A 24,094-nucleotide genomic window follows, 5' to 3' on the forward strand; every position below is an offset into this window, starting at 1 on the left:
TCATCGGAGTTTACTACCCACGAAGGTTTGGAGGTATCAGGTTATCTCAAAGTGGACCTGGCCACCTCCACTTGCACGCTCCTCATACTGGCCCATTATTCTAATGTGAATATTTATTCATTTCTGTATATTCAGAAGGAGTGATTTGCTGCATACCTGGCTCAAAACAACAACCTGACCTGGCTAAACAAGAAACATCATGCATAAAAATAACAGTTTAACCTCTGAAATCGAAGCACTTATCTCCAACCCACCACCCCACTGGCAGGTGCTATGCCAAGCAATAGTCGACGTCTCGAGAAATTGCGTATTAGCAGTTGATCGACGTGGGTGTATTTTTGTCGCCAATGCGATCGCCAACGAAAAATTTGGCGCTGCAGTCAGGAAGTTACTGAAAGACATCATCCCGAGCTTGATGAATCTGGTCGACAAGACCCTTATGGATGGTAGACGCCGGGTTGTACCCTCCATGCAGGTCGGATCCAACGAGTATCGAATTGTTGTTAACCCATTAAAGCTGCAGGCTGAACTGGTTGGTGCAATTTGCCTATTAGAGGAAAGCACAGAATTTGAAGAAGTTGCCAAGCAGATGCGCTTTTTTCAGCATCTTACCAGCGAATTGGAAGCTATAATTGATTCCTCATCCGATGGGCTGTTCGTCTGCGATGCCAATGCCAATGTCATTCGTGTCAATCCAGCTTCTGAGCGAATCCATAAAATCTCGGCTACGCAGTTGATTGGGAAAAATATGGTAGACCTCATTGCCGAAGGATTCATTGATAAATCCGCTGCTTTACAGGCAATTGAGAAGAAAAAAACCGTAAGCCTTTTGCAGGAAAAAGATAACCGCAAAATCATCTCTATAGGCACCCCCGTATTTGACAACAATGGCTCTCTCATTTCTGTAGTTGTGAGTGAGCGGGATATTACTGAAATCGACAATTTACATCGTGAATTGGAAGAGCAGGGATCACTTACAGACCAGTTGCAGTCTCAGCTGTTGCAGATGCAGTTGGCTGACCTGAAAACACATAAAATAATCGCTCGAAGCCCTTCCATGATCAAGGTACTCGAAAAAGCACTCAAGGTAAGCACAGCGAATTCAACAGTTTTAATCACTGGCGAATCAGGCGTCGGGAAGGGGCTTATTACCAACCTCATTCACAAAAACTCAAGCCGTGCACAAAAACCGTTAATCAGAATCAACTGTGGCGCCATACCCGAATCGCTTATCGAATCAGAGCTTTTCGGATACGAAGAGGGAGCCTTTACCGGAGCCAAAGTTGGTGGCAAGCCGGGCTCTCTGGAACTGGCAGACGGTGGCAGCCTGTTCCTCGACGAAATTGGTGAGTTACCGTTATCTTCCCAGGTAAAATTGCTCCGTTTTCTCGAGAAAGGTCGCCTGACCAGAGTTGGTGGAACAAAGGTTATAAACGTCAATGCACGAATTCTGGTTGCTACCCATCGTAATCTTCAGGACATGGTCGCAAAAGGAACCTTCAGGCAGGACCTTTATTACCGTCTCAGCGTTATTCCTCTACATGTACCGGCCTTACGTGAGCGAAAGGACTGCATTTTGCCCCTTGTACGATACTATTTTGATTATTTTGGCGATATAACCAAAACTCGCAAACGGGTAAGCAGAGCAGCCCTCGATGCCTTGCTATCCTACTCGTATCCAGGAAATGTTCGAGAATTAATGAATATTTGCGAACATGCAATAGTCATGTCAGACACAGACATAATTGACCAAATGGACCTTCCCAAAGATGTCCGTAATGACAGTCCAGGTCCATCAATTCTGGAAGCCGGGTGGCCGAAGGGGCTGTCATTAAAACAGATCCTGGAAAACGTAGAGCGAAAAGTTATACTTCAAACGCTTCAAACATACAAAAACCAAGGTGCCGTCGCAGCAGTACTCGGCGTGAGCCAGCCTACCATTGCCCGACGAATCAAGAAGCTCAATATTAAATAACATTCCGATATCTCATGATATTCCATCCAGTTTTATTCATTTTTGAATAATTCATTCAGCAAATCCTCATAAACTCCTTTTAGCCAGCCCTCCTCATCATGCGAATTCAGTACGCAGACTTTGCATCCTTCTCCCCCCCTTGCGTTGTCACCCCTTAGACAAACCGATCATTCAATCCGACAGGCAATAGACATAATTTACAGATATTAATAGCATTGTTTTATATTACTCCATCCCACGGTCCGCCATTAGCTGGCAAGTAATGGTGGCAAGATACACATTACAAATACAGTACCTTCGAGAGATCAAAAGTCATTGGCACCTTTTTTGCTCTACGGCAAGCAGGTCATCCAGTTGAAGTGACAGGATTCATCAAAGAAGTCAAACAAAGGTGAACGAGAACCATTGGTCACGCATCTTTGGAAATTTGGTTTCAGACACTGAACCTGTTGCAAGATTCTCTCTCAAGATAAAGGACGAAGATGCTGAACAAATTGATATCAAACATATTGCCATACATGCCAGAGAAATTGGTCTGGCAGTTTTCAAAGGACTATATTGCCGGAGAAACAATTGAAGATGCGGTGAATGCTGCCTTGAAGCTCAACGAGCAAGGCATTCTCACCACCATTGATGTCCTGGGTGAGTTTATTAAAAACCTCGATGAAGCCGAGGCCAATAAAAACGAATACCTCGAAGTTATTGAAGTGGCAGAAAAGGCTAAAGTGAATGGCAACTACAGTCTCAAGCCGACATTTTTTGGCTTACTCATAGATAAGGAAGTGGCCTACCAGCACATACGTGAGATTGTTGCAAAAGCTGCTTCATACAACAATTTCGTCAGGATCGACATGGAGGATACTCCCTGTACGGACATGGAAATCGAGCTTTTCAGAAGGTTGAAAGAGGAATTTCCTGCAAATGTTGGTCTTGTTTTACAATCCTATCTCAAGCGAACACACCAGGATATAAAAAATTTCAAAGATATACATAGCGAGGAGGTTCCAATTAATTTCCGACTCTGCAAAGGAATTTATGTCGAACCCGCATCGCTTGCTTATAAGAAGTATGACGAAATAAATACCCACTTCCTTGAAGACATCGAACTCATGCTCAAAGAGAAGATGTATCCGGCGATTGCAACCCACGACAAGCCTGTCATTGATGGCGCCTACAAGCTTCTTGAAAAATACAATTATCCTAAAGAAAATTACGAATTTCAGATGCTCTATGGGGTTACCCCAGCACTTCGACAATCTATTGTCGACGCCGGACACAGGCTGCGTGTGTACGTACCATTCGGAAAACATTGGTTTGGATATTGTACGCGCCGTGTTAAAGAGAATCCGGCAATGGCCAGTGTAATACTCAAGGCCATCTTCTTTAAAGGATAGCGATAACTGAAGGATTCAACAAAAAATCTGACTATACCTGTTCCAATTACAAGCCGTTAACCGCAAGGTTTCCTTGAGAAATCTTGCGGTTGTCAGCTGACAGCAATTTCAACCACAAAGGAGGATAAGATACAGCTTTCGTTGTCTTGAATTTTTCACAATTACTTTGCAACACACTTCAAAAGGAGATTTAAAAGTGTACAAATCAAGCAAAACTATCATTGGTGTCACCCTAGCCTATCTGTTTGTTATGTTTGCGGGCAGTACAGCCTTTGCAGCACCTGAAATGGTTCTTAAGTTTGCCGGACAAAATAATGCAGATCACCCTGCAACCCTGCTGATGAAAGAAATTGCAAAAGAAATTGGCGAAAAAACTGATGGCCGAATTGAGGTCAAAGTCTATCCGGCAAATCAGCTTGGCGACTATAGCCTGGTCTATGAAGAGCAAATTCGTGGAACCATTGATATGTCAGCAATATCTGTGCCGAGCCAGTTTGATCCGAGAATGGAACTGATTTATATCAACGGCTTTGCAAGTGACTATGAAGACTTGAAGACGGTATTCGCTCAAGACGGCTGGATGTTCAAAAAAATGGACGAATTCAACGAGAGACTTGGCGTCAAACTCCTTGGATTTTTCGTCGAGGGTATGATTGGTACCGGTACTACCAAGCCAGCAAACGAGCCACTCAATCCGGAAGTAAACAAGGGTGTTCTTATTCGCGTTCCCGGCATGGATGTGTATAAACTCGCTGCAGAAGCGATGGGATACAACTCTGTAGGCATCCCGTATGCCGATGTGTACCAGGCGATCCAGACCGGTGTTGCTAACGGTGTCAACGGATACCCTGTTGCCTCTGCGTATACTACCCTTGGCGATGTCATCAAGTACTGGTATATGACCAACTATTCAGTTGAGGTCCTCAATTTTATGATCAGTGGCAAGACCTGGGAAAAAATCAAGCCGGAAGACCAGAAAGTCATTCAGGAAATTCTTGCCAAAGCCACCATCGACAGTATCAACAATGCCAAAGAGCTTGATGAGCACCATATGGAACTCATGAGACAGAAAGGCATTCAGGTCTTCACCTACACCAAAGAAGAGTTGGCCCCAATCATGAAAGCCTGCGCTTCAACTTGGCCAAAACTTGAAAAGAATATGACAAAAGAACTCATGGATGAGTTCAGGAAAGAGTTGGGTCCGAAGTGATTCGCGGTTTATTTCCACTGAGTTCTTTTCATTAAACCAAGAGATCCGTGACATTGTATTATGTCACGGATCTCTTGGTTGCCAAGGAGGTTTCCGTGTCAGGAAAAAAAGATGAAAAAAATTTCCCTTCTTTCAAGTGTGACACTCTACCGCCGGGCGTCCTTACTGCCGATACGCCCAAAAATTTCTTCGATAAGATAGTCATCAACGGCTTTTCCATTATCTCTTTCAGCACAACCGTTCTGCTGACCGTTATCATCTGTGCCGCCGCCTTTTTTCGTTATATTCTCGACGGTGACCTTACTGGCTATGAAGAATGGGTAAAGATTTTTGCCTTTTGGCTCTATTTCTCCGCTGCAGCAATCGGCGCCTATAATCGCACTCATGTCTCTGCAGATCTCGTCCAGGCATATGTTCCTCATGGCATATTAAAAGATTTTCTGGTCGTTCTGAAAGATGCAGTTACCGTCGGCATCTGCCTGCTCTTTACGTGGTATGGCTATGAATTCTTCATGTTTGGTTTCATGGGTCCGCTTGGCACAGGAGTTGCCATTCCCAAAACAAACGTCTGGAGAATAAGTCTGTGGACAGGATATTTATCTGTCTTTCTAGGACTCGCATTCATGTCATATTACTTCCTCAGAGACCTTTTCATGAGTACACGAACACTACTACGGAGGCTCAGAGATAGATGATTTATGTTGCCCTGATAATCCTCGTTTTATGCCTCATTATCGGTGTCCCCGTGCCAGTAAGTTTTATGGCATCTGGTGCCTGGCTGGTCTTTTTCGGTGGAATAGACGGAATGGGATACCCTGCAAGCCAGCTGTTGCCCTATGGTTACAAGCAGATGGATTCCGTCCCCCTTATCGCTATCGCCCTTTTCATTGCGGCTGGCGGCATAATGGAGCGCGGAAAGATAGGCGAGAAACTTATTGATTTTGTCGATGTTTTTGTAGGAGACCTCAAAGGTGGTCTTGGTATCGTTGCCACCATCTCCTGTGCTATTGTCGGTTCAATCTGCGGAGCTGCCTGTGCCACCCTTTCATGTGTCGGCACCATTACCTTTCCAAGATTCAAGTCTGAAGGATATCCAAGAGGCCTTGCCGCAGCACTTTTGGCCAACGCCTCTCTTCTCGGGCTACTCATCCCACCAAATGCAACGCTTATTATCTTTGCCTGGATTACCGGCCAACCGGTCCTTGCATGTTTCCTGGCCACTGTCGTACCGGGTTTCATGGTCATAGCGCTTTTGTGCATTGTCAACAGATGGCTTTTACGAAAGAATAAAACCGTCGTTGTCGCCGAAAAAAGAACAGGCTCGCAGAAATTGGAGCTTCTCAGAAAGAGAACAAAGCAAGCCGCGCCTTCGCTGATGCTGCCGTTCATCGTTCTGGGTGGCATCTATGGTGGCTTTATGACCACCACAGAGGCCTCGGCCATGGCAGTGCTCTATGCTATCCCCATTGGATTATTTGTATATAAAGCGCTCACTTTAAAAGGAACCTACGAGGTCCTTGTTGAGTCAGCAATAACCACTGGCGTTATCATGGTCATGCTTTATTCAGTTGCCATGTTGAGCCGACTTTACCTTCTTGAAAATCTTCCTGAAGTATTGCTGGGTATCTTCCAGGCTGTTTCCAGTGACCCCATGGTCATTATGTTCATGATCAATGTTTTTCTCGTGATCATGGGCATGTTGATGGATGACATCAGCGTCGTCGTTCTTGCCACACCAATCCTGATGCCGATCGTTTTGCAGCTGGGTTTTAGTCCCATTCATTTTGCGGCCATCATCGGCGTCAATACCGGCCTTGGGTGCATTACCCCGCCTGCAGCCCCAGTTCTCTATTTATCCGGGAGACTCGGCTCTGCGCCCATCGATGAGATGATGAAACCATGCCTGTGGTTCATCGGGCTTTGCTGGATACCAGTCCTTGCTCTAGTGGTTTTCTTTCCCAAAATATCACTACTGCTACCCCATCTGTTTCTGGGTACACCTTGGTAAGAGATGAAAATGACTTTTTACCGGAATATGTTTGCCGTTCTTTGTTTTGCTTTTTTTCTTGCAGGTATTACGACCCAGGCTCCTTTCGCCTTCCTTGCAGCCATGTTTTGTGGAGCCTTATCAAGGACCGCCGGAAAAAGGGGCTGGCCTGATCCATTTTAAGAGAAACCTGCAATAACAGTGCTGAGTTGAGGGTCGTTTTCGTAAAAGATTCGTACCACATCATACGTACTATATAAGTTATTTGTTTTATTCGGTTGCGATAACGGACAACCAAGGAGAATCACGGTGTTTTCAACATTACGCATTAATACAGTCACAGGAAAAGCAGTAAAAGAACAATATGATTCACGAGAGTTTCTCTTGGGTGGGCGTACCCTGTCCTCCTACCTGGTCAGCAAAGAGGTGCCTGCAGATTGTGACCCTTTTGGCAAGAGCAACAAGCTCTTCTTTTGCAACGGTGCTCTTGCCGGCACCACTGTCTCAAGCGCCAACAGGCTGAGTGTCGGCGGCAAAAGCCCTCTCACAGGAGGCATAAAAGAAAGTAATGCCGGAGGAATAGTTGGTCTGAGAATGGCCCAGCACGGCCTTCGATGCATTATCCTTGAAGATATGCCAAGCAGAGATTCCTCATGGAAAATTGTCGTTATCAGCAAAGATAAAACCGAGCTCATCGATGGAAGCTTTCTTGTTGGAAAAGGGGTGTATGAGAAATCTGAGCTGCTGAATGAAAAATTCGGTGCAAAGGCTGGATGTATAACAATTGGTCCCGCAGGCGAAAACCTGTTATTCGCCTCAGGTCTTGCATGCTCTGACCCACATGGTGTTTGTTCCCGTTATGCTGGTCGTGGTGGTCTTGGTGCAGTAATGGGCTCCAAACGGATAATTGCCATGGTTATCATGAACGATGGAGAGGAGAAGCCCCAATACACTGATCAGCAGGCATTCAGGGATGCCAGCAAAAAAATCATCAATCTCCTTAAAGAAAATCCTGTCTCATCATTATTCACCAAATACGGCACCGCTGCCATGGTGGATATCTGCCAGGCTGTGAAAGTATTGCCAACCAGGAATTTTACCAGCGGCACGATGGTGGATGCGGAAAAGATAAACGCCCAGACAATGTACGACACCATCAAGGCTCGTGGCGGAGCAGGATTGACCCAGCATGCCTGCATGAACCCTTGTGCGATCCAATGCTCCAACGTCTATCCAAATGAGAAAGGTGAGTTGCTCTGCTCCCCTATTGAGTATGAGACAATGGCCCTGATGGGCTCTAACCTCTGCCTGAAGAATCTTGATACTATCGCAGAGATGAACAGAATCGCTAATGATGCTGGAGTCGACACTCTCGATGTCGGTGCTGCAATTGGCGTAGCCCTGGAAGCCGGAGTTGCCGAGTTTGGTGATGATAAAGCGATTATCGGACTGATGAACGAGGTGCTGGATATCACGCCTATGGGTCGCATCCTGGCATCCGGCTGCAAGGTAGCCGCACAGGTCTTCGGTGTACAACACGCCCCACATGTGCTTGGCCAGGCTCTACCTGCCTACGAGCCTCGTGGCACAAAAGGTATGGCGATGACCTACCTTTCCTCACCCATGGGCGGAGACCACACCTTTGGCTTCACTTTGAGGGATGAGGAAGACCCAATCACCAAAGAGGGCAAAGTCGCTTTATCGAAAAAGTTTCAAGTAATCGGATCACGCATGGATGCGATGGGAACATGCAACTTTGTTCGCTACTCAGTACGTAACGACATGTCACCACTACTGAATCTCATTAAAGCGTATTACGACGTCGAGATATCGAGCACTGAATTTGATGATTTCGTAAAAGACACCCTGCGCAGGGAGCATCAGTTTAACACTGATGCGGGAATTACCGCTGCCGATCATCGGTTGAGTGAAACCTTCTACTCCACTCCGCAGAAAGATACCCTGGAAAAGATGGATATTACCGATGAAGAGGTTGCCGAGGCAATGCGTTGGTAACTCTACATTTCAAGCTTGCCGATATAGGACCACTTTAACTCTATATTGAACGCCCTGAGAAACTGGAAACCATATTGGATATGTGCAACGATGCAACCGATAAACCGATCGGTTTCGTGATGGCTATCCGGGCAGGCAAGGTAGTCCATAGTCAGGCTCTGGTTGAATCAAACGATATTCTGAGTGTCTATCCAGCCATTTCCGGCTGGTAGGCACTCAGTCTGGAAGACAAAGATCCATTATTTCAAAACGCTTATTGAGGAGTCCACATATGGGTTACTTAGCAACGAAAATCGAAGTTTTGAAAACTCTTGAACAAAACCTCCACAACACCCAGCCACAGGTTATGGAATCGAGAAGGATTGCCGAGAAGCTCAATATCAACCCTAAAGAATTGAACCAGATAATTCGGACAATGGATAAAATGGGTGAAGTGGAAAGCGATCAGGAGTGCGAGCGACTTCTCATCACCCAAACAGGTTTGCAGCGTCTCGGTATATAGTTAACCAAAATCTTGCCCTTGACATCTTCGCCTTTCCGACAGGGCGTTTAAAAAAGATATCTGTAGAAATCGAGACCAGGTCAAATGGTTTTCACTGACAGGTCTCGAAAACATCTTAGAGATACTCGTAAATGCTTGGCTGGTCAGGTGAAATATTGCAAGATCAGCCAACAAGAATAGCGGGCCATATCGGTCCACCAAAACGATGAAGAAGGAGGGAAATGGGCGCGACGGGAAAATGTATACCGTGGCAAGACAAAGAAGAGTGGTCCCGAGTAGTTGTGTCGATAACTACCGCGGTTGGGGGTCTTGATTGGGAAGTGGAAGATTTACGTGTAACTGCCAGGCAGATTGAAGCCTGGTACACAGAGTTGGACGGTCTTTTGAATGATCTTGGAGCTATTACCTGCTGCGACTGTACAACAGTTTGCTGCACAATGGCAACAGTCTGGTATGACTTGAAAGATCTCCTTTTCCTCCACCTGGCCGACAACCAGCTGCCCAAACAACAGATAACAAAAAATGCAGATCACACATGCGTGCATCTCACTTCCCATGGGTGCTGTCTCAATCGCTGTGAACGACCGTTTATCTGCACCTGGTATATCTGTCCAGCCCAGAAAAATGCCCTTAAGCGCCAAAAAAATGACCCTGGAAAAGAGATTTTCGATTTAATCGCCCAATTGAAGACGGCAAGAAAAGAACTTAAAAATCGTTTTGCTGACGCTTTTGGATGATTGAATCAAGAACTCCCTGAGGAATTGCCTCTCATTGGGAGTATCCAAATCTGGCACAGTAAGGTCAGAACCTATCGCTTCACGCTATACTATCAACATGTATTTACAGCACCAAGACAAACTGACTACTCTCCGTTCACCTTATCCCGCAGTATACCAGATGGACTAAAGGTTACCACACGTCTTGGAGCAAGCATGAGTTCACTTCCGGTTTGAGGATTGCGACCCTTCCTTTCCCGCTTGTCCTTGACATTGAATTTTCCAAAGCCACTCAAAAGAAGATCCTCTCCACTGATTAACGTTTCCTTAGCCAGGCGCAATATGGCTTCTACTGCTTCCACCGACTGCGCTTTGGTCATTCCATCATAGCGCATGTAAATTTCTCTTACGATATCGGCCTTTGTCATGGTCATATGGTAACCTCCTATTTATTAATGCAATAATGAAATTTAGTCATTTAACGATATACGTACTTCACCAAACATGTCAACCGATATCAAATCGTTACATAACATTAGTCATATTGACTACATCTACTCGAACCGATCGACAAGCAAATCAATGGCAGGAAAACCGTCGACTGAACGTTTCACATGAAATATGGGCGGATAGCAGGAAGGGCAGGTCAAGTATTTCTAGGTCGTTGCGGATCTTTGAGAGGGAAATAGTAATCGTTACTTTATAAACATATTCAATATTAAGCAGACAATTGGGCACGTACATGAAATATTTTTTTCCATTCTATCATAGCTCGTCTTAAAATCCTGAGCTCACCCAGCTGTTTGTGATATGCACCCATATGCTTTTCGTGCTGCCAGGGAATATGTCCCCATATTATCCACCAGCAATAGTTGAAAAAAGAATAAGTCGATCACCGTCGGATAATGTTGCTGTACTTTTTACCAACTTATCATTGAGAGAAATCATCTTGATGATTTCATTAGGGATGGACAAAAGCACTAACAGCTCCAATACAGTCATCTCTTCAGAAATTTTCATGTCAAACGTCAAGGAATCAGCATCAATAGGTTTATATTGACCCAAAGATGCGTGAAGCTTGACAGAAATAGATTTTGTATTGTGTTGATGCATAAGTTTCTTAACCATATAGTCCTCTGTTTTGATCTACCGTTAAGCATGTAAAAGGTAGGCTCTTCAAAACAGAGGACTGTATCCAGAAATGCGAGTGAAATATTAACTAATTCCAAGTTCCGTTATTTTTTCCGACTTGGGTATGCCGTTTTCATCCCATCCCCTCAAGTCATAATATCTGTCCAATGCCGCCTCAAAATCATGCGGACACTTTCCGGCACGACTTCCTTCAACGCTCGGTTCAAATATCACTTTTGGTAGTGTATCGTCTTTTCGGTCAACCCCGTATTTCACATTGACTAATCTTTGCAGAGTGAAAATCCGCTCGGCTGCCTGGAGCATATCCTCCATTGACCAGCCCCACCCGGTTATGGCATTGAGACTCTCAAGCATGACTGACATTGAATAGCCACCAAACAACATGAATTTACAGTGACAGACAGATTGAGTGAGTGTTCCGTAATCCTGGTATTTGGCAGCGACAAATTCCGAGTTTTCCATCTCAAAGCGATCTACAACGCTGTCAACACCTGCCTCAGGCAACAAGAAGCCAGCTGTCGCAACCTGCGGATTGCCGCGTTCATGATGTGGCCCCACGCTTCCGGTGGCGTAATTGAGAGCGAGAGAGAAAAACGCTCGGGGGTCGTGGGCAGGAAGATCCAACCCTTTAACATGAGGAGCTAATTCCAGGGCCTTATCACCTAATTTTGTAGCTGCTGGAACTATTCCATTTACAAACAACTCCCCAAAACCTGGCTTTACATTGCAAAGGTCGTGAATCAGAGCAATCATATTGTCTTTATCACCCCATTGCAGATTCCTCCCTCCTATATCATCAGGAGACATATATCCCTTCTCAAGGCAATCCATGGTAAAGCCGAGAAAAGAGCCCATTGAAATGCAATCAACCCCATAGCGGTTACAAAGGTCGTTCATGAAAGAGAGTGCTTTTACATCATCCATGAGGCAGTTGTTGCCCAGCATACCAAGAGATTCATACTCCGGGCCCGGCCCCTTCATCGCATATTCCGCAGGCTCTGTAATTTCTATATCTCTATGACAACCAATCACACAGGAATTGCAACTGTGTGGCTTCGCCTTGAGCTCATCTGTGTAGTTGGGACAGCCCAGTTTTTCTGCTCCTTCAGGCCAATGTGCTTGTTGCCAGTTCCTGGTTGGGGTATCGCCATCGCTGTCACATCCTATTTCAACAAATGGGGTGCCGTGTATTCGTAGCCAGTCTTTCGTATTTTCGTGAACTGTTTTTCCAATATCCCTGTTGATTTCTGTCAATTTGTCCTGATCATGAACCGGAACCTTCTTGCTACCCTTAACAAGCACAGCTTTTAGATTCTTTGATCCCATTACCGCACCAAGGCCGCATCGACCTGCAAAGCTGTGCTTATCAACCACAATACAAGCAATTGCGACTTTGTTTTCTCCGGCCTGTCCGATGGTGCAGATGCTTGCTTTATCAATTCCAGCATCGGCAAGAATCTGATCTGAAGAATCAAAGGCATCCAGGCCCCAGTATTTTTTTGCGTCGCGGATCTCAATAGAATTATCATTGATCACAAGATATGATGGCTGTGCCGCAGCGCCTTGAATAATCAAAGCGTCAAATCCGCTGCTCTTTAGCGCCATTCCCCAGCCTGCACCAGCAGCACTTTCTCCATAAATTCCGGTGATCGGAGACTTTGCTGCAACGGTGAATTTGGCAGCCCCTGTCTGTTTGGCAGCTTGAAGCGGTCCAGGTGCAAATATCAGCTTATTACCTTCCTCAAGCGCCCCTGTTTGTTCATCTACCTCATCATATAGAACCTTCGCGCCATACCCTCCTCCCCCAAGATATTTCTTCCAAACGTCAACAGGTACGACCTCTTCTGTAACAGTCGCAGTTGATAGATCGACACGTAAGACCTTTTCCCAATAGCCCGAGCCCATAATTACTCCCTCTAATCTCTTTATATTCATAGAATTATGACATTAGATCAAGAAAGATAGCTCCTGATCGCACATCTAACCAAATGAGAACGAATGCCAACACATTGACTTCAACAGAGTTGTTCTATGGTTCAGGAACCGCTAGCACGTATCGTGCCACCATAGCAAACTATTGGAATAAAAGGATATGTGCCATAAAGGCAGAAGCCAAAGGAAGAAGAATTGTACGAAAATCGAACAGAAAAATGGTTGTATAAATTACGATCAAAGAGACTAAACTTACAAAAACAGACAAATAATGACAGCCACCGGCAAACTGTCCGATAATCGATCAATCTGGGCTGGTGTTCGATTTTGCTACACTGATAAGATGTGGACTGGCATGTATCTTCTGGTATAGAGTGGATCGGGCAATCCCAAGGCGCTTGGCAGATCGAGTAATATTGCCTCTCTCTTCTTCCAACACCATTGCAATAGCCGTATCTTCAACAATCTTGAGATACGATCGTTGATCATCTGGTTCTTGACGAATCGTTCTCTCAGCACGTTTTTTGAGTTTTTTCGTCATCCATGAGTGCTGTATCGATTCCGGAAGATGTTCTATTGCCAGCTTCTCCTTACCTAATGACATCAATACCGCTCTCTCGATAGTGTTCCGTAATTCTCTGACATTCCCACGCCATGAGTGCGACTCCAGTGCTTCGAAAAAAGGTTCGTCGGCAGAGAGTTCTGGCAGAACATAATCAGACTGCAGCATCCCAAGAAATTGTTTTGCTAACAATTTGATGTCACCGCCACGTTTATGTAGAGGTGGGATTTCCAACGGGAAAGTTGCAATTCTATAGTAGAGATCTTCTCTGAAACGCCCTGCATTGATCTCACTTTGAAGGTCTACTTTAGAGGCTGAAATAATTCGGATATCTACTGGAATTTCATTTACCCCACCTACACGAACAATGCTCTTTGATGAAAATGCCCTCAGCAACTTTACTTGAAAGCTAAGCGGCATTGCCTCCACCTCGTCTAAGAACAGTGTCCCACCAGAAGCAGCCTCCAGGCGCCCAGCCTTTCCCGCTTCACGAGCACCTGTAAAGGCACCAGGCTCATAGCCGAAAAGCTCACTTTCAATTATATCAGCAGGTATTGCCCCACAGTTAATAGCAACAAAAGGGTGCCTGCAACGATCACTTGCTGCATGAATTGCCTGGGCAAACAATTCTTTACCGGCTCCAGATTCTCCAACAAGCAAAACACTCGAGTTCGTGTTTGCAACCATGGAAGCGAGTTCTATTGCTTTTTGTATTTCCGGACAGTTTCCAATAATGTCATCAAATGTATAACTTGTTCTATTGGATTGAACAGCGGATAAGTTCATTATTCTACTGCTTTCTTCAACCAGCAATAGTGTTTTTTCACCACCCCCAATCCTTCGAGTATTGACAAGAAAGGATTTCTTTCGTTTTCCAATAGTGATTGTACATTCCCTGTCAGATAATTGCATATTATCTGCAGGTGCTGGAAGTTGATGAATAATCTGCTTGATTTTTTCAGTACGGATACCGCCTTTAATATTCGGCGCAATATTGAACATTTCGAGCACTTTCTGATTATAATCATCAATTTCACCAGAATTGCTCAGAGAAATAACACCCTGAGGAAGATATTCCATGATTGTATTGAGTTGAGTATTGGAAATCTTCAGTGATTTTACAGTTCGAGAAAGGGCAATTTGCTTTTCTATCGACATCGCTACACTTTTTGTTAACCCAAGCGTTTGTCGATTTTGAGGAGCAGCATAACTTAGAATATTCAACGCTCCTAATAAGACTGATCCAGGAGCATATATCGGGGTAGCCGAGCAGTTCAGATTATGCAGGTTTCTATTAAAATGCTCACACCCCAAAACCTGAACTGGACGCTTGAGAGACAAACACAGTCCTGCAGCATTGGTACCAAGTGTGTCCAACCCCACATCACACCCGGCTACAAGACCATTCATTTCAGACTCTCTCATCAAGACAGGATCACCGCAGGAACAGAGGAAAAAGCCTTCGAAATCTATACAATCGATTCGCATCCCGCTCCCTGCAATCACTTCATTAATCATCTCCATAAATGGCTTGGCCACTGCTATCAGTTCGGCTGAGCGTTGCAATATCATTTCGAGATCATCACATCGGCTCATTTCACCGTAAGCGTCAACCCCTTTAGCCAGACAGTCTTCCCAGGAATTGAGTATTTCTGGACGCACCTGAACTGGATCTATAGGATTACCCGAGATCATATTTTGCCATTGTGTAAAGATAGATTCCCCAGAGTATTCCATATCGATTCCGTGTTTCCATTACAATCCATTCATTGATGGACCAACTTCCCCTCTTCCTTCACACATTTTATCAGTAGTCAATACCAGGCTGCGGCTCGATATCTTTACGGTAGGCATGCTTGATTTCGCATACTTCGCTGACGGTATCGGCTGCGGCAATGATATCGGGATGGGCACTGCGGCCTGTCATGACGAGGTGCAGCTCCGGCGGCCTTTGAGCTAAGATGCTGAGCACCTGGTCAAGATCCACAAGCTTCAATTCAAGTGCATTATTAATCTCATCAAGGATCAGCACCTGAAACTTTCCGGATGCCATCTTCTCTGCCACCAGCAACAGCGCCTCCTGTGCGTTTTTCCGGTGTTCTTCATAGGGATAAGGGTTACCCTGAATACCGCAAAAGCCTTTGCCGGTGGCGGTCAGTTCCACCAGGTCGCCTAGCAACTTTACTCCATCCCATTCCCCGCTATAGATGTCACCTTTCATGAACTGGATGATACATACCTTCAAACCGTGGCCGGCGGAGCGCAGCGCCATTCCCATGGCACTGGTGGTTTTCCCTTTACCATTACCTGTAATGACCACAACCAGCCCCTGCCGTTTTTTGGGTTCCAGCCTGGTAATTTCCATTCTTCCCCCCTCTTGCCCTATTTTACTTCCCAAACCCCTGAAATTTATTTCTGAACTTCCCTGATTCCTTCTCGCCATCCAGCATCCGCTTGATCATCTCCATCTCTTTTTTCGCCTGACGCAACTCACCACGCAAGAGATCCTGATCGGCTAGAGATGCTGCTGCCATTTCCTTTTCCAGTTTATCGACCTGCTGCTGTGCCCGGTACAGATCACGGGCAATTGCTCGAATAGACATATTCCTCTCTATTGCTGTCGTTTACGTTTTCCCTGTTGAATCTACGGCCTTCTTTTGTTTCCGATACCACACCAACGTAATATTTACCTATACCCAGCATGAATAGAATGTTGCCATTACCCCTCTTCGTCAATAACATGACAAAAAGAACCTTAACACAACAGACTGCACAAACAACGATTCTCAATTTCAACAAACGAACAATCACTTTTTCAACGGAGACTGCTCATGCGCTACACTATACTCGCTGTTACCCTTCTCCTACTGTTGCCGCTCAACTCTTTTTCCAAGGGAGACAGCCGGACAATCCTGGTGAACGGAACAGCAACCATCACTGCCAAGGCGGAACTCGCAACAATCCAGACGCAATTGAAAGTGATCAGCCCAACGGTGGAGGAGAGCTACGCCGCAGTCACTCAGACACTTACGGATATTGCTAAAGCTGTGCAGCCACTCGGCATCGAAAAGGAGAACCTCATAACATCCACCATCATTCAGGGAACGGAATATGGATGGCAGAACAACACCCGGACAATTCTCGGCTACTACTCAGCCTGCACCCTGGGTATCAAAATACCTCAAATTAGCGACACCTTCAGGGTCCACGCAAAACTTGCCAGCTTCCAGAATCTCATGATCGGTGAAACCGAATACGGCAGAAACGACGAACCACAGATGCGGATTACCGCCTTGCAACAAGCCCTGCAGGACGCAAAAGCCAAAGCACAGGCCATGGCGGAAACACTGGGCACAAAACTCGGTGAAGTGCACCACATCCAGGAGGCGGAAGCCATGCCTTTTCGCCCAATGAGCAGAGAAGTTCAACTTGCTGCTGCCCCTGTCGATCCCGGCGATGTGACCACCACTGGCACAATATCCATCACTGGCAACGTTTCTGTGGAATTTGCGTTACAATAGACTTCCTTCAGATTCTAGCCTTTCAGGATAACACATCAATCATGTGTCCTTTTACATACAATACCCTCACCGAAAAAAACCTACTCCCTGTCGAGACGCTATCGCAGTCGTCTCGACAGGAATATCAGTTATTCACCACCCGCACTCCCGTCCCCGCTCGCCACGCAGTAATATTTTCCACCGTATGATCAACCAAACGTTGCCGCGCCTCTTCACTGGCCCAGGCAACATGAGGCGTAACGATCAAATTGGGAAGTTCAGTATCAAGCAAGGGATTGCCGTCCTTGGGCGGCTCAACTGTGAGTACATCAACAGCTGCACCACCAATGGTGCCATTCTTGAGAGCCTCGACGAGTGCATCCTCATCGACAATTCCCCCACGGGCCGCATTGACCAGAAACGCCGTGGGCTTCATCATCGCCAACTCCTTAATACCTATAAGCCCCCGGGTATGTTCGTTTAAGGGACAGTGCAAAGTCAGCACATCGACCAGAGGCAGGATCTCTACCAGAGAGGGGCGTGTATCGTCGGTGCTGCCGGGGCGCGCCGCCACGACCACCCGCATGCCAAACGCCTCGGCAATTGCCGCTACCCCTTTTCCGAGATTACCGAAACCGACAATACCGAGGGTTTTGCCTTTTAACTCGGTGATGGGAAAATCGAGAAAGCAGAACTGGCCGGCTTTTTGCCAGCGACCAGCCCGCACGGCGCCATGATATCGCAACAGGCTGGTGTGGAGGGCAAGGATGCTTGTAAAAACATGCTGTACCACCGAATCGGTGCCATATGCCTGGCAGTTGCACACGGTGACCCCAAGCTCACGTGCCGCCTGCAGATCGACACAGTCAGTACCGGTGGCAACAACACATATCAGTCTCAACGTCGGGTTTGCGACGAGAATCTCACGGGTGATCCGAGCCTTGTTCAAAATGACAAGCTCTGCTCCGGCTATTCTACTGCTTATCTCATTGGACGCTGTCCACTGATACATCTTCAGCCCCCCGCATACCCGGCGCAACTCATCCAGCTGACAATTTTCCAGACCTTCCGCATCAAGGAATACTGATCCCATCCCTACTCCTTACGTTTTGCAAACATTCATCGTCGTTGCCTGATAACCACCCAACCTGATCGGCAACGATTCGTTTTCGCACATTACCTCGCACTGCCGTGCGTTTTCTGCGCGTGTACCATTCAATACATCTCAACTCTGCAGCTCTTCAAATCCCGTATATTGCTGTTCAAATATCTCTCTGCCATTTTGCAGAAATCTTTGCAAATCCCAGGATTCGCCTGTCAGCAGGTGCTCATATTCCGGCCTGAAGACATATACCATGGCTTCCAGGCTCTTTTGATCGTTCTTTCCCATAACCGTTACCGGCTCACGGCTATACATCTTCCCTTCAAAGGCATCAAGCCGTCGTAAAGCCTCCGGCCCCACATCGAGATACAGTATTCCATCTACACTGCTACCGTCTTGTACGGTCACACCCGGGTATTGCTCCCCCTGAACCCCATACCGAACATACCCTTCCAGCGAAACCTCTACACTTTGCAGGGTACACCCGGCAACCTGATGCATTATTTCCGGAACCATCAGTGTTCCGTAGGTGAACAGATTCATCACAATCCTTTTTTGAAAACGCTATTATGTCAGCAAAGCGTGGGGGGCTTTAGATTCCCAGCATTGAAAAATCATGTTTATTACGGTATCAACCAAACAGAACCATGGCCATTTTCTACCCACACCGAGCTTTCCGTACAAACTTATTGAGGCAACTCTCGAAACATATACCGCCATGATCTCAAAGATGTCATTACCTAAAACCATTCTCTTGCGGCTGCTACCGGCCGTCATCCTTCTTGTTCCACTGGTTCTTCCTTCAGGATGCGCCAGGCGCGAAGTCAGGTATATTCCACGCTCCGGTTACGATTTACCTGTCGATGCAGCCTCCACCAGAAAAGCACTGCAGCAATTCTACCACAACTGGCAAGGCATTCCCTATCAGATCGGTGGCATGTCACCTGCGGCGGTAGACTGCTCAGGACTTGCAGCCATTGCCTATAATGATATTTTTGGTATAAAACTGCCGCGCACGGTAGATGAACAGGCCAGCTATGGCCGAAAAATCCCAAATGATACTCTCCATCCTGGCGATCTTCTGTTTTTCAAAACCGGAATTTTCCAGAAACATGTTGGGATCTTCTTTGAGAAAAACCGATTTATTCATGCATCGTCCACCAAAGGCGTAATGATTTCCAGCCTGGACGAGCCCTACTGGCAGGACAACTTTGTCAAAGCGACCCGGATTTACAACTACAAACACACCGCATCGCGCTGACAATAGCCGGATTACTTACCAACCTAGTATCGATCGTCGCCGGCTAGCTTAATCTGCCTCGTAGTTCATCCTGGTCGATGGCCGCCTTGATCATTCGGAACAACTCCCGATAATGGGCCCTGTTCCTGGTCTTGACGTAGCTGTAGGTTATTTTACGAATATCGCCTTCAGGCAGGTCAGGATAACGCTCTACGGCAGCAGTGATTTCGGGGCTTGACCAGTCCATATCCCAGACGTCTTGTTCCTGCCTGGCAGCATCGTGACTGCGCACAGCCTCGTTGATGATGGCGTCTCGAATCCTCTCCCCCTCGTGAAAGGTCTTTTGCGTTTTCAGATTGGAGCCTTTGCGTTCTGCCAGGAAATCATAGATCTCGGTCAACGGTTCCATGCGAATCAGCTTGGCCAGATATTTCACCTGGCGCTTCCGCGCTCCGCCCTTCACCCCACGGATGGCCCGGATCTCCGACTTAACTTCCTCACTGCACGGCAATTTTTTCAGATCGTTGTCGGTAAAATCGGCAAGCTCCGCCGCGACCTGTTCCGTCTGTTTAAACTGCCGTTTTACTTCTGACCTGCTCAAATTTTCTGTCATTATGGACAAACTCCCGCACCATGCAGGTGCATATTCAATGCTATTCGTAGTTAGTATTCGCTCTAATTTTTGGAGATTGCCAAAAGCGACGGTTCATATTCTTTCGGCGGGGCAAATCCCAGCAGCACACAGATGGTGGCTGCCACATTTGCAAGCCCGGCACCCTCGACTCCAGTCTTTGCCAGCACATTGGCCTTGCTAAAATCCTTGACGATAAACGGCACAGGGTTGAGGGTATGAGCAACCATGGGGGTACGTTTGCCTTTTTTCTCGGTCCACATACAGTCGGCATTACCATGGTCGGCAGTGACTATCGCCACGCCACCTGCCCGCTCCACTTCTTTTAGCAGGCGAGAAAGGCACATATCTACTGTTTCCACGGCAATTCGGATAGCCTCAGGAACCCCGGTATGACCAACCATATCGCAGTTTGCAAAGTTCAACCTGATAAATTTGGCTTTACCACCGCGCAGCTGGGTGATCACCTTATCGGTAATCTCTGCTGCCTTCATCCATGGTCGTTCGTTAAACGGCACCAGGTCGGAGCCAACCTCTTCATAGATCTCCAGATCTTTATCAATATAGCCCGAACGGTTGCCGTTCCAGAAATAGGTAACATGGCCAAATTTCTGGGTCTCAGAAATGGCATACGATGTTACGCCTGCCGCACAGAGATACTCGCTGAGAGTTTTGTCAATCGCCGGCGGCTCAACAAGATAGTTCTTAGGAATCTGGGCGTCACCGTCATACTGCATCAATCCGGCATAGAACACATTGGGACGTGTGACCCGGTCGAAAATGGCAAAATCATCTTCTTCAAAGGCGCGTGAAATCTCAATGGCCCGATCGCCACGAAAATTAAAGAAGACCACCCCATCACCGTCCTCAATCGTTCCCACCGGAGCCCCCTCTTCAACCACCACAAAGCTCTCCATGTACTGGTCGGTAATGGCCGCGTCTTCGTTGTAATAGGTTTGGATCGCCTCGCTGGCACTACCGAACTGCCGACCTTTACCAAGCACATGGGCATTCCAGCCATAGCGGACGACATCCCAATTGGCGTTGTAACGGTCCATTGTGGTGATCATCCGGCCGCCGCCTGAGGCAATCCGATAATCTCGACCTTCCTGGGATAACTCAGCCAATTTTTCTTCGAGCGGTAAAATGAAATCCAGCGCGCTCTTCGGTCCGACATCTCGTCCATCAAGCAGTGCATGAACCCGCACCCTCTTCACCTCCTGATCGGCACACGCCTCTAGCAATGCATAGAGCTGCTTGATATGACTATGGACATTACCGTCGGACACCAGCCCGATAAAATGCAAGGTTCCGCCTGCCTCGGCTCTTCCCATCAACTCCGACCAGGCCTTGCCGCGAAAAACTTCGCCTGTGGCCAGGGCCTCATTTACCAACCTTGCCCCCTGGGCAAAGACTCGCCCAGCTCCCAGAGCATTATGCCCCACTTCCGAGTTCCCCATGTCATCATCTGACGGTAGGCCGACCGCTTTACCATGAGCATTCAGGGTCATCGTCAGTGGTTCCTGCATCAAACTGTCCAGCATCGGAGTATTGGCAACGTAGACCCCGTCACGCTCGTCGTGTGATCCTACACCAACACCATCCATGATAATCAAGACAACAGGACCATCGAAACGCGAATAGCCATCAAGTGAATTTAAACGTAAAGCGGTCATTTCTACTCCAATTCATTAGTATTCTGTACAGGGAAAAGCAAAACAACCCAAAGGGCCTCATCTATCAAGCCACTTTTTCCCGAAACGGGTGCATTAGTAGTGCAAGTTCCTGACGAGCAATAAAAAAACATTTTCAGGCAAAAGTAGTCGCTGACAATGCGGTCGGCAGGATGCAACTGACAGAGGACAGCAATACCGCACCGTGTGAAATGTATCCAGTATTCGATACCATATAGAATGCCCCAGGCGCAACGGTTGTACATAGCACCAAAGCATTTCTGGCCTCTCTAACCATAAAATTTTCCCAACTATAAGCATTGCCGTAAGACTTCACAGCCTATCAAAAGTAAAAAAAATCCTGCTACTCCACCTACATCTGTATAACGTTGACATACTGGTAGAATACCACTGCCCCTCAACAGATATGCCTTACAACAAAACCAGGTAATAACTCTCCATTTGACTCCATACAGGTTATTTTTCGAAATATTCACCGGGTTTTTTTATTTATGAACAGAACCTGTTCTGTTATTGTAATCATGTGTATCATATACTGGAGTTAGCAAACGACAAGGCCTGAAGGGCCCATAAATCTTCAACAGAGATGCGGCTCGACAGCATAACCAATTGCATGAAAACACAGCTTAGCGACACACCAACGTTTACACTTTACACCACGATAGAAGCCATAGACAGGTTCACCTCATTGCTGCAGACGGGAATAATAGTTCCGGCAGCTCGTGGTGTCTCTATTGGAGCGTTTCTTGAAGCACTTCCAGGCTTTACAGCCAACTATATCACAGAGCAGGTACAGACAATCTTCCTCAACGGCACCGCCACCGATGATATGGAAACCCCGTTGGACGGAGATGCCCCTGTTCTTGCCATCTCTGCGGCCATGCCGGGATTGGCCGGTGCTATTTTTCGCAGAAACAGCCTTCATGCCGCCCTGCGCACAGTTAAAAAAACGATGAAGAGCAACTCTGCCACTGACGAGATCACCGTAATCTTGAAACTATTCAACGCAATAGCCAGAGACCGTGGGGTGCAACTCCTGCAAAACGGGGTAATAATAAAGGCCGCCAACGTCACCGCTTTTCTTGCCAACCGTGCACCGCTTATGCAGCTGTTGCTGGATGCTGAGGTGAACGGGAATCAAACGTCTTCCAGCTCACTTGCGCACTTACTCCCGACTTTCGACACGATTAAGCTTACATTTTGCAACTAACATGACAACTGGACCGACCACCAAAGACATGCTGGGCCGAAGCGCACTTATTTCGGTGAGTGATGCACGGGAGATTATGCTCAAGCATCTTGAAGAAACGAAACTCTCCACCGAAATTGTCAGCCTGCCTGATGGCCTTGACCGGATTCTCGCCACCGCCCTGCAATCACACGAAAACCTTCCTCCTCACCCACGTAGTGTCATGGACGGATTCGCCGTTATCGCCCGGGACACCTACGGGGCAAGCGAATCGATGCCCTGTTACCTTCAGATAAGCGGCAGTGTCGCCATGGGCGAAATGCCAGCAGGCTCCGTCGAAAAAGGCAACTGTTATCGCATCGCCACCGGAGGATTCATGCCTTCCGGATCCGATGCTGTTGTCATGCACGAGCATACCGTCCCCGTTGACGATACCATGGTGGAAATTGTCAAAAGCTGTGGCAGCGGCACCAACATTATCGGCATTGGCGACGATATCAGGCAAGGCGAAACAGCCGTACCCGCAGGCAGACTGCTACGCCCCCAGGACCTCGGCCTGCTGGCTGCTCTCGGTTGTGTTGAAGTAGAGGTATTCAGAAAAATTCGAGTGGGTGTCATGTCCACAGGCGACGAGATAATCCCCCACTACGAGACGCCCCAAGGGGGACAGATCCGAAATATCAACTCCATTGCCCTTGGAGCTCTTGCCAGGAAGTGCGGTACAGAAGTGATCGATTACGGCATCGTCTCCGACAGTCGCGAAATATTTCTCCCCACCCTGCAGCGCGCCGTCAGTGAAAATGATATTGTTCTATTTTCTGGTGGCAGTTCCGTAGGGGTCCGTGATCTCGGCGAACAGGCAATTGAAGCGCTTGGCCCTCCAGGTGTGCTCGTGCACGGGGTAAAACTCAAACCCGGCAAACCCATAATTATTGGTTTCAGCGACTCAACCCCGGTGTTCGGCTTACCCGGCCATCCCGTTTCGGCAATGGTCTGCTTCGATCTTTTTGTCAAACCCGCGATAGACAAAATTTCGGGCATCACCGATGCCCCTTATTCCGAGCCTTCCATTACTGCGACCCTTGCCCGCAATATCAATTCAGCGGCAGGCAGACTTGACCTGGTGCGGGTGCAGATGCGACAGGGCGATAGTGGCCCGGTGGCCGATCCGGTTCTCGGCAGATCAGGAGCCATATCAACCCTTGCCAGAGCCCACGGATATTTCCTTATCGATGAAGACAGCCAGGGCGCAACCCAAGGCTCCAAAGTTGAAGTTTTTCTCTACAGATGAC

General features: G+C 47.1%; 23 protein-coding genes. 13 read left to right on the forward strand and 10 right to left on the reverse strand.

All coding sequences use genetic code 11. The features are described from left to right. Positions 1-199: 199 nt before the first annotated feature. The 9 genes from BUF15_RS20295 (at position 200) to BUF15_RS20330 (ending at position 9,821) form a co-directional block, all read left to right on the forward strand. Positions 200-1,975 carry a sigma 54-interacting transcriptional regulator gene (locus BUF15_RS20295; protein ID WP_084554281.1) on the forward strand — a complete coding sequence of 592 codons (1,776 nt, stop codon included), beginning with the start codon at positions 200-202 and terminating at the stop codon, positions 1,973-1,975. A gap of 482 nt (positions 1,976-2,457) precedes the next feature. Next, a complete protein-coding gene (locus tag BUF15_RS20300; protein ID WP_073615549.1) occupies positions 2,458-3,369 on the forward strand; it encodes a proline dehydrogenase family protein in 912 nt (303 codons plus the stop codon). A gap of 196 nt (positions 3,370-3,565) precedes the next feature. Next, entirely contained in the window at positions 3,566-4,579 is a 1,014-nt protein-coding gene (gene dctP / locus BUF15_RS20305) for a TRAP transporter substrate-binding protein DctP (RefSeq protein ID WP_200802438.1), read from the forward strand. A 95-nt stretch (positions 4,580-4,674) separates the two neighbouring features. Continuing rightward, positions 4,675-5,274, forward strand: a complete 600-nt coding sequence (locus BUF15_RS20310; RefSeq protein ID WP_084554293.1) for a TRAP transporter small permease — start codon at positions 4,675-4,677, stop codon at positions 5,272-5,274. Continuing rightward, entirely contained in the window at positions 5,271-6,587 is a 1,317-nt protein-coding gene (locus tag BUF15_RS20315) for a TRAP transporter large permease (protein ID WP_073615550.1), read from the forward strand. Before BUF15_RS20310 ends, BUF15_RS20315 begins: the two co-directional genes overlap by 4 nt. A 288-nt stretch (positions 6,588-6,875) precedes the next feature. Further along, positions 6,876-8,582 carry an aldehyde ferredoxin oxidoreductase C-terminal domain-containing protein gene (locus BUF15_RS20320; RefSeq protein WP_073615551.1) on the forward strand — a complete coding sequence of 569 codons (1,707 nt, stop codon included), beginning with the start codon at positions 6,876-6,878 and terminating at the stop codon, positions 8,580-8,582. A gap of 80 nt (positions 8,583-8,662) precedes the next feature. Beyond that, a complete protein-coding gene (locus BUF15_RS28125; RefSeq protein ID WP_268753210.1) occupies positions 8,663-8,794 on the forward strand; it encodes a hypothetical protein in 132 nt (43 codons plus the stop codon). A 59-nt stretch (positions 8,795-8,853) separates the two neighbouring features. Then, positions 8,854-9,084 (forward strand): Rrf2 family transcriptional regulator, encoded by a 231-nt coding sequence (locus BUF15_RS20325; protein WP_073615552.1) that lies wholly within the window; start codon positions 8,854-8,856, stop codon positions 9,082-9,084. 221 nt (positions 9,085-9,305) lie between these two features. Then, positions 9,306-9,821: a hypothetical protein gene (locus BUF15_RS20330; RefSeq protein ID WP_073615553.1), complete on the forward strand. Its 516-nt coding sequence runs from the start codon at positions 9,306-9,308 to the stop codon at positions 9,819-9,821. A 125-nt stretch (positions 9,822-9,946) separates the two neighbouring features. Here the strand turns inward: BUF15_RS20330 and BUF15_RS20335 are convergent, their stop codons facing one another. The 6 genes from BUF15_RS20335 to BUF15_RS20360 form a co-directional block, all read right to left on the reverse strand. Next, complete coding sequence (locus BUF15_RS20335; protein ID WP_073615554.1) at positions 9,947-10,234, reverse strand: integration host factor subunit alpha; 288 nt, start codon at positions 10,232-10,234, stop codon at positions 9,947-9,949. Positions 10,235-10,655: 421 nt separating this feature from the next. After that, positions 10,656-10,928: a MoaD/ThiS family protein gene (locus BUF15_RS20340; RefSeq protein WP_073615555.1), complete on the reverse strand. Its 273-nt coding sequence runs from the start codon at positions 10,926-10,928 to the stop codon at positions 10,656-10,658. A gap of 87 nt (positions 10,929-11,015) precedes the next feature. Then, positions 11,016-12,857, reverse strand: coding sequence for an aldehyde ferredoxin oxidoreductase family protein (locus BUF15_RS20345; protein WP_073615556.1), 1,842 nt, complete (start codon positions 12,855-12,857; stop codon positions 11,016-11,018). Between the two features lie 331 nt (positions 12,858-13,188). Next, a complete protein-coding gene (locus tag BUF15_RS20350) occupies positions 13,189-15,183 on the reverse strand; it encodes a sigma-54-dependent Fis family transcriptional regulator (RefSeq protein ID WP_073615557.1) in 1,995 nt (664 codons plus the stop codon). Between the two features lie 70 nt (positions 15,184-15,253). Further along, entirely contained in the window at positions 15,254-15,811 is a 558-nt protein-coding gene (locus BUF15_RS20355; protein WP_073615558.1) for a cob(I)yrinic acid a,c-diamide adenosyltransferase, read from the reverse strand. A gap of 22 nt (positions 15,812-15,833) precedes the next feature. Continuing rightward, positions 15,834-16,049 (reverse strand): hypothetical protein, encoded by a 216-nt coding sequence (locus tag BUF15_RS20360; protein ID WP_073615559.1) that lies wholly within the window; start codon positions 16,047-16,049, stop codon positions 15,834-15,836. Between the two features lie 228 nt (positions 16,050-16,277). Between BUF15_RS20360 and BUF15_RS20365 the strand changes: the two genes are divergently transcribed. Then, the gene (locus BUF15_RS20365; protein ID WP_073615560.1) at positions 16,278-16,967 is read left to right on the forward strand and encodes an SIMPL domain-containing protein; all 690 of its coding nucleotides are present in this window, start codon (positions 16,278-16,280) and stop codon (positions 16,965-16,967) included. A gap of 124 nt (positions 16,968-17,091) precedes the next feature. On the opposite strand, the gene BUF15_RS20370 is transcribed toward BUF15_RS20365, so the two are convergent. Both BUF15_RS20370 and BUF15_RS20375 read right to left on the reverse strand, forming a co-directional pair. Further along, positions 17,092-18,039: an NAD(P)-dependent oxidoreductase gene (locus tag BUF15_RS20370; protein WP_073615561.1), complete on the reverse strand. Its 948-nt coding sequence runs from the start codon at positions 18,037-18,039 to the stop codon at positions 17,092-17,094. A 132-nt stretch (positions 18,040-18,171) separates the two neighbouring features. Continuing rightward, the gene (locus tag BUF15_RS20375) at positions 18,172-18,591 is read right to left on the reverse strand and encodes a gamma-glutamylcyclotransferase family protein (protein WP_073615562.1); all 420 of its coding nucleotides are present in this window, start codon (positions 18,589-18,591) and stop codon (positions 18,172-18,174) included. 187 nt (positions 18,592-18,778) lie between these two features. Between BUF15_RS20375 and BUF15_RS20380 the strand changes: the two genes are divergently transcribed. Beyond that, complete coding sequence (locus BUF15_RS20380; protein ID WP_073615585.1) at positions 18,779-19,309, forward strand: C40 family peptidase; 531 nt, start codon at positions 18,779-18,781, stop codon at positions 19,307-19,309. Positions 19,310-19,352: 43 nt separating this feature from the next. On the opposite strand, the gene yjgA is transcribed toward BUF15_RS20380, so the two are convergent. Together yjgA and gpmI are read right to left on the reverse strand one after the other, a co-directional pair. Continuing rightward, the gene (gene yjgA, locus BUF15_RS20385; protein WP_073615563.1) at positions 19,353-19,901 is read right to left on the reverse strand and encodes a ribosome biogenesis factor YjgA; all 549 of its coding nucleotides are present in this window, start codon (positions 19,899-19,901) and stop codon (positions 19,353-19,355) included. A 62-nt stretch (positions 19,902-19,963) separates the two neighbouring features. Beyond that, positions 19,964-21,595: a 2,3-bisphosphoglycerate-independent phosphoglycerate mutase gene (gene gpmI, locus BUF15_RS20390; RefSeq protein WP_073615564.1), complete on the reverse strand. Its 1,632-nt coding sequence runs from the start codon at positions 21,593-21,595 to the stop codon at positions 19,964-19,966. A gap of 631 nt (positions 21,596-22,226) precedes the next feature. On the opposite strand from gpmI, the gene BUF15_RS20395 reads away from it, so the two are divergent. Next, positions 22,227-22,823 (forward strand): hypothetical protein, encoded by a 597-nt coding sequence (locus BUF15_RS20395; protein WP_143170803.1) that lies wholly within the window; start codon positions 22,227-22,229, stop codon positions 22,821-22,823. Position 22,824: 1 nt separating this feature from the next. Continuing rightward, the gene (locus tag BUF15_RS20400; protein ID WP_084554287.1) at positions 22,825-24,093 is read left to right on the forward strand and encodes a molybdopterin molybdotransferase MoeA; all 1,269 of its coding nucleotides are present in this window, start codon (positions 22,825-22,827) and stop codon (positions 24,091-24,093) included. Position 24,094: the final 1 nt, after the last annotated feature.

It is taken from the genome of Desulfopila aestuarii DSM 18488 (assembly GCF_900143695.1).
Taxonomy (GTDB): domain Bacteria; phylum Desulfobacterota; class Desulfobulbia; order Desulfobulbales; family Desulfocapsaceae; genus Desulfopila; species Desulfopila aestuarii.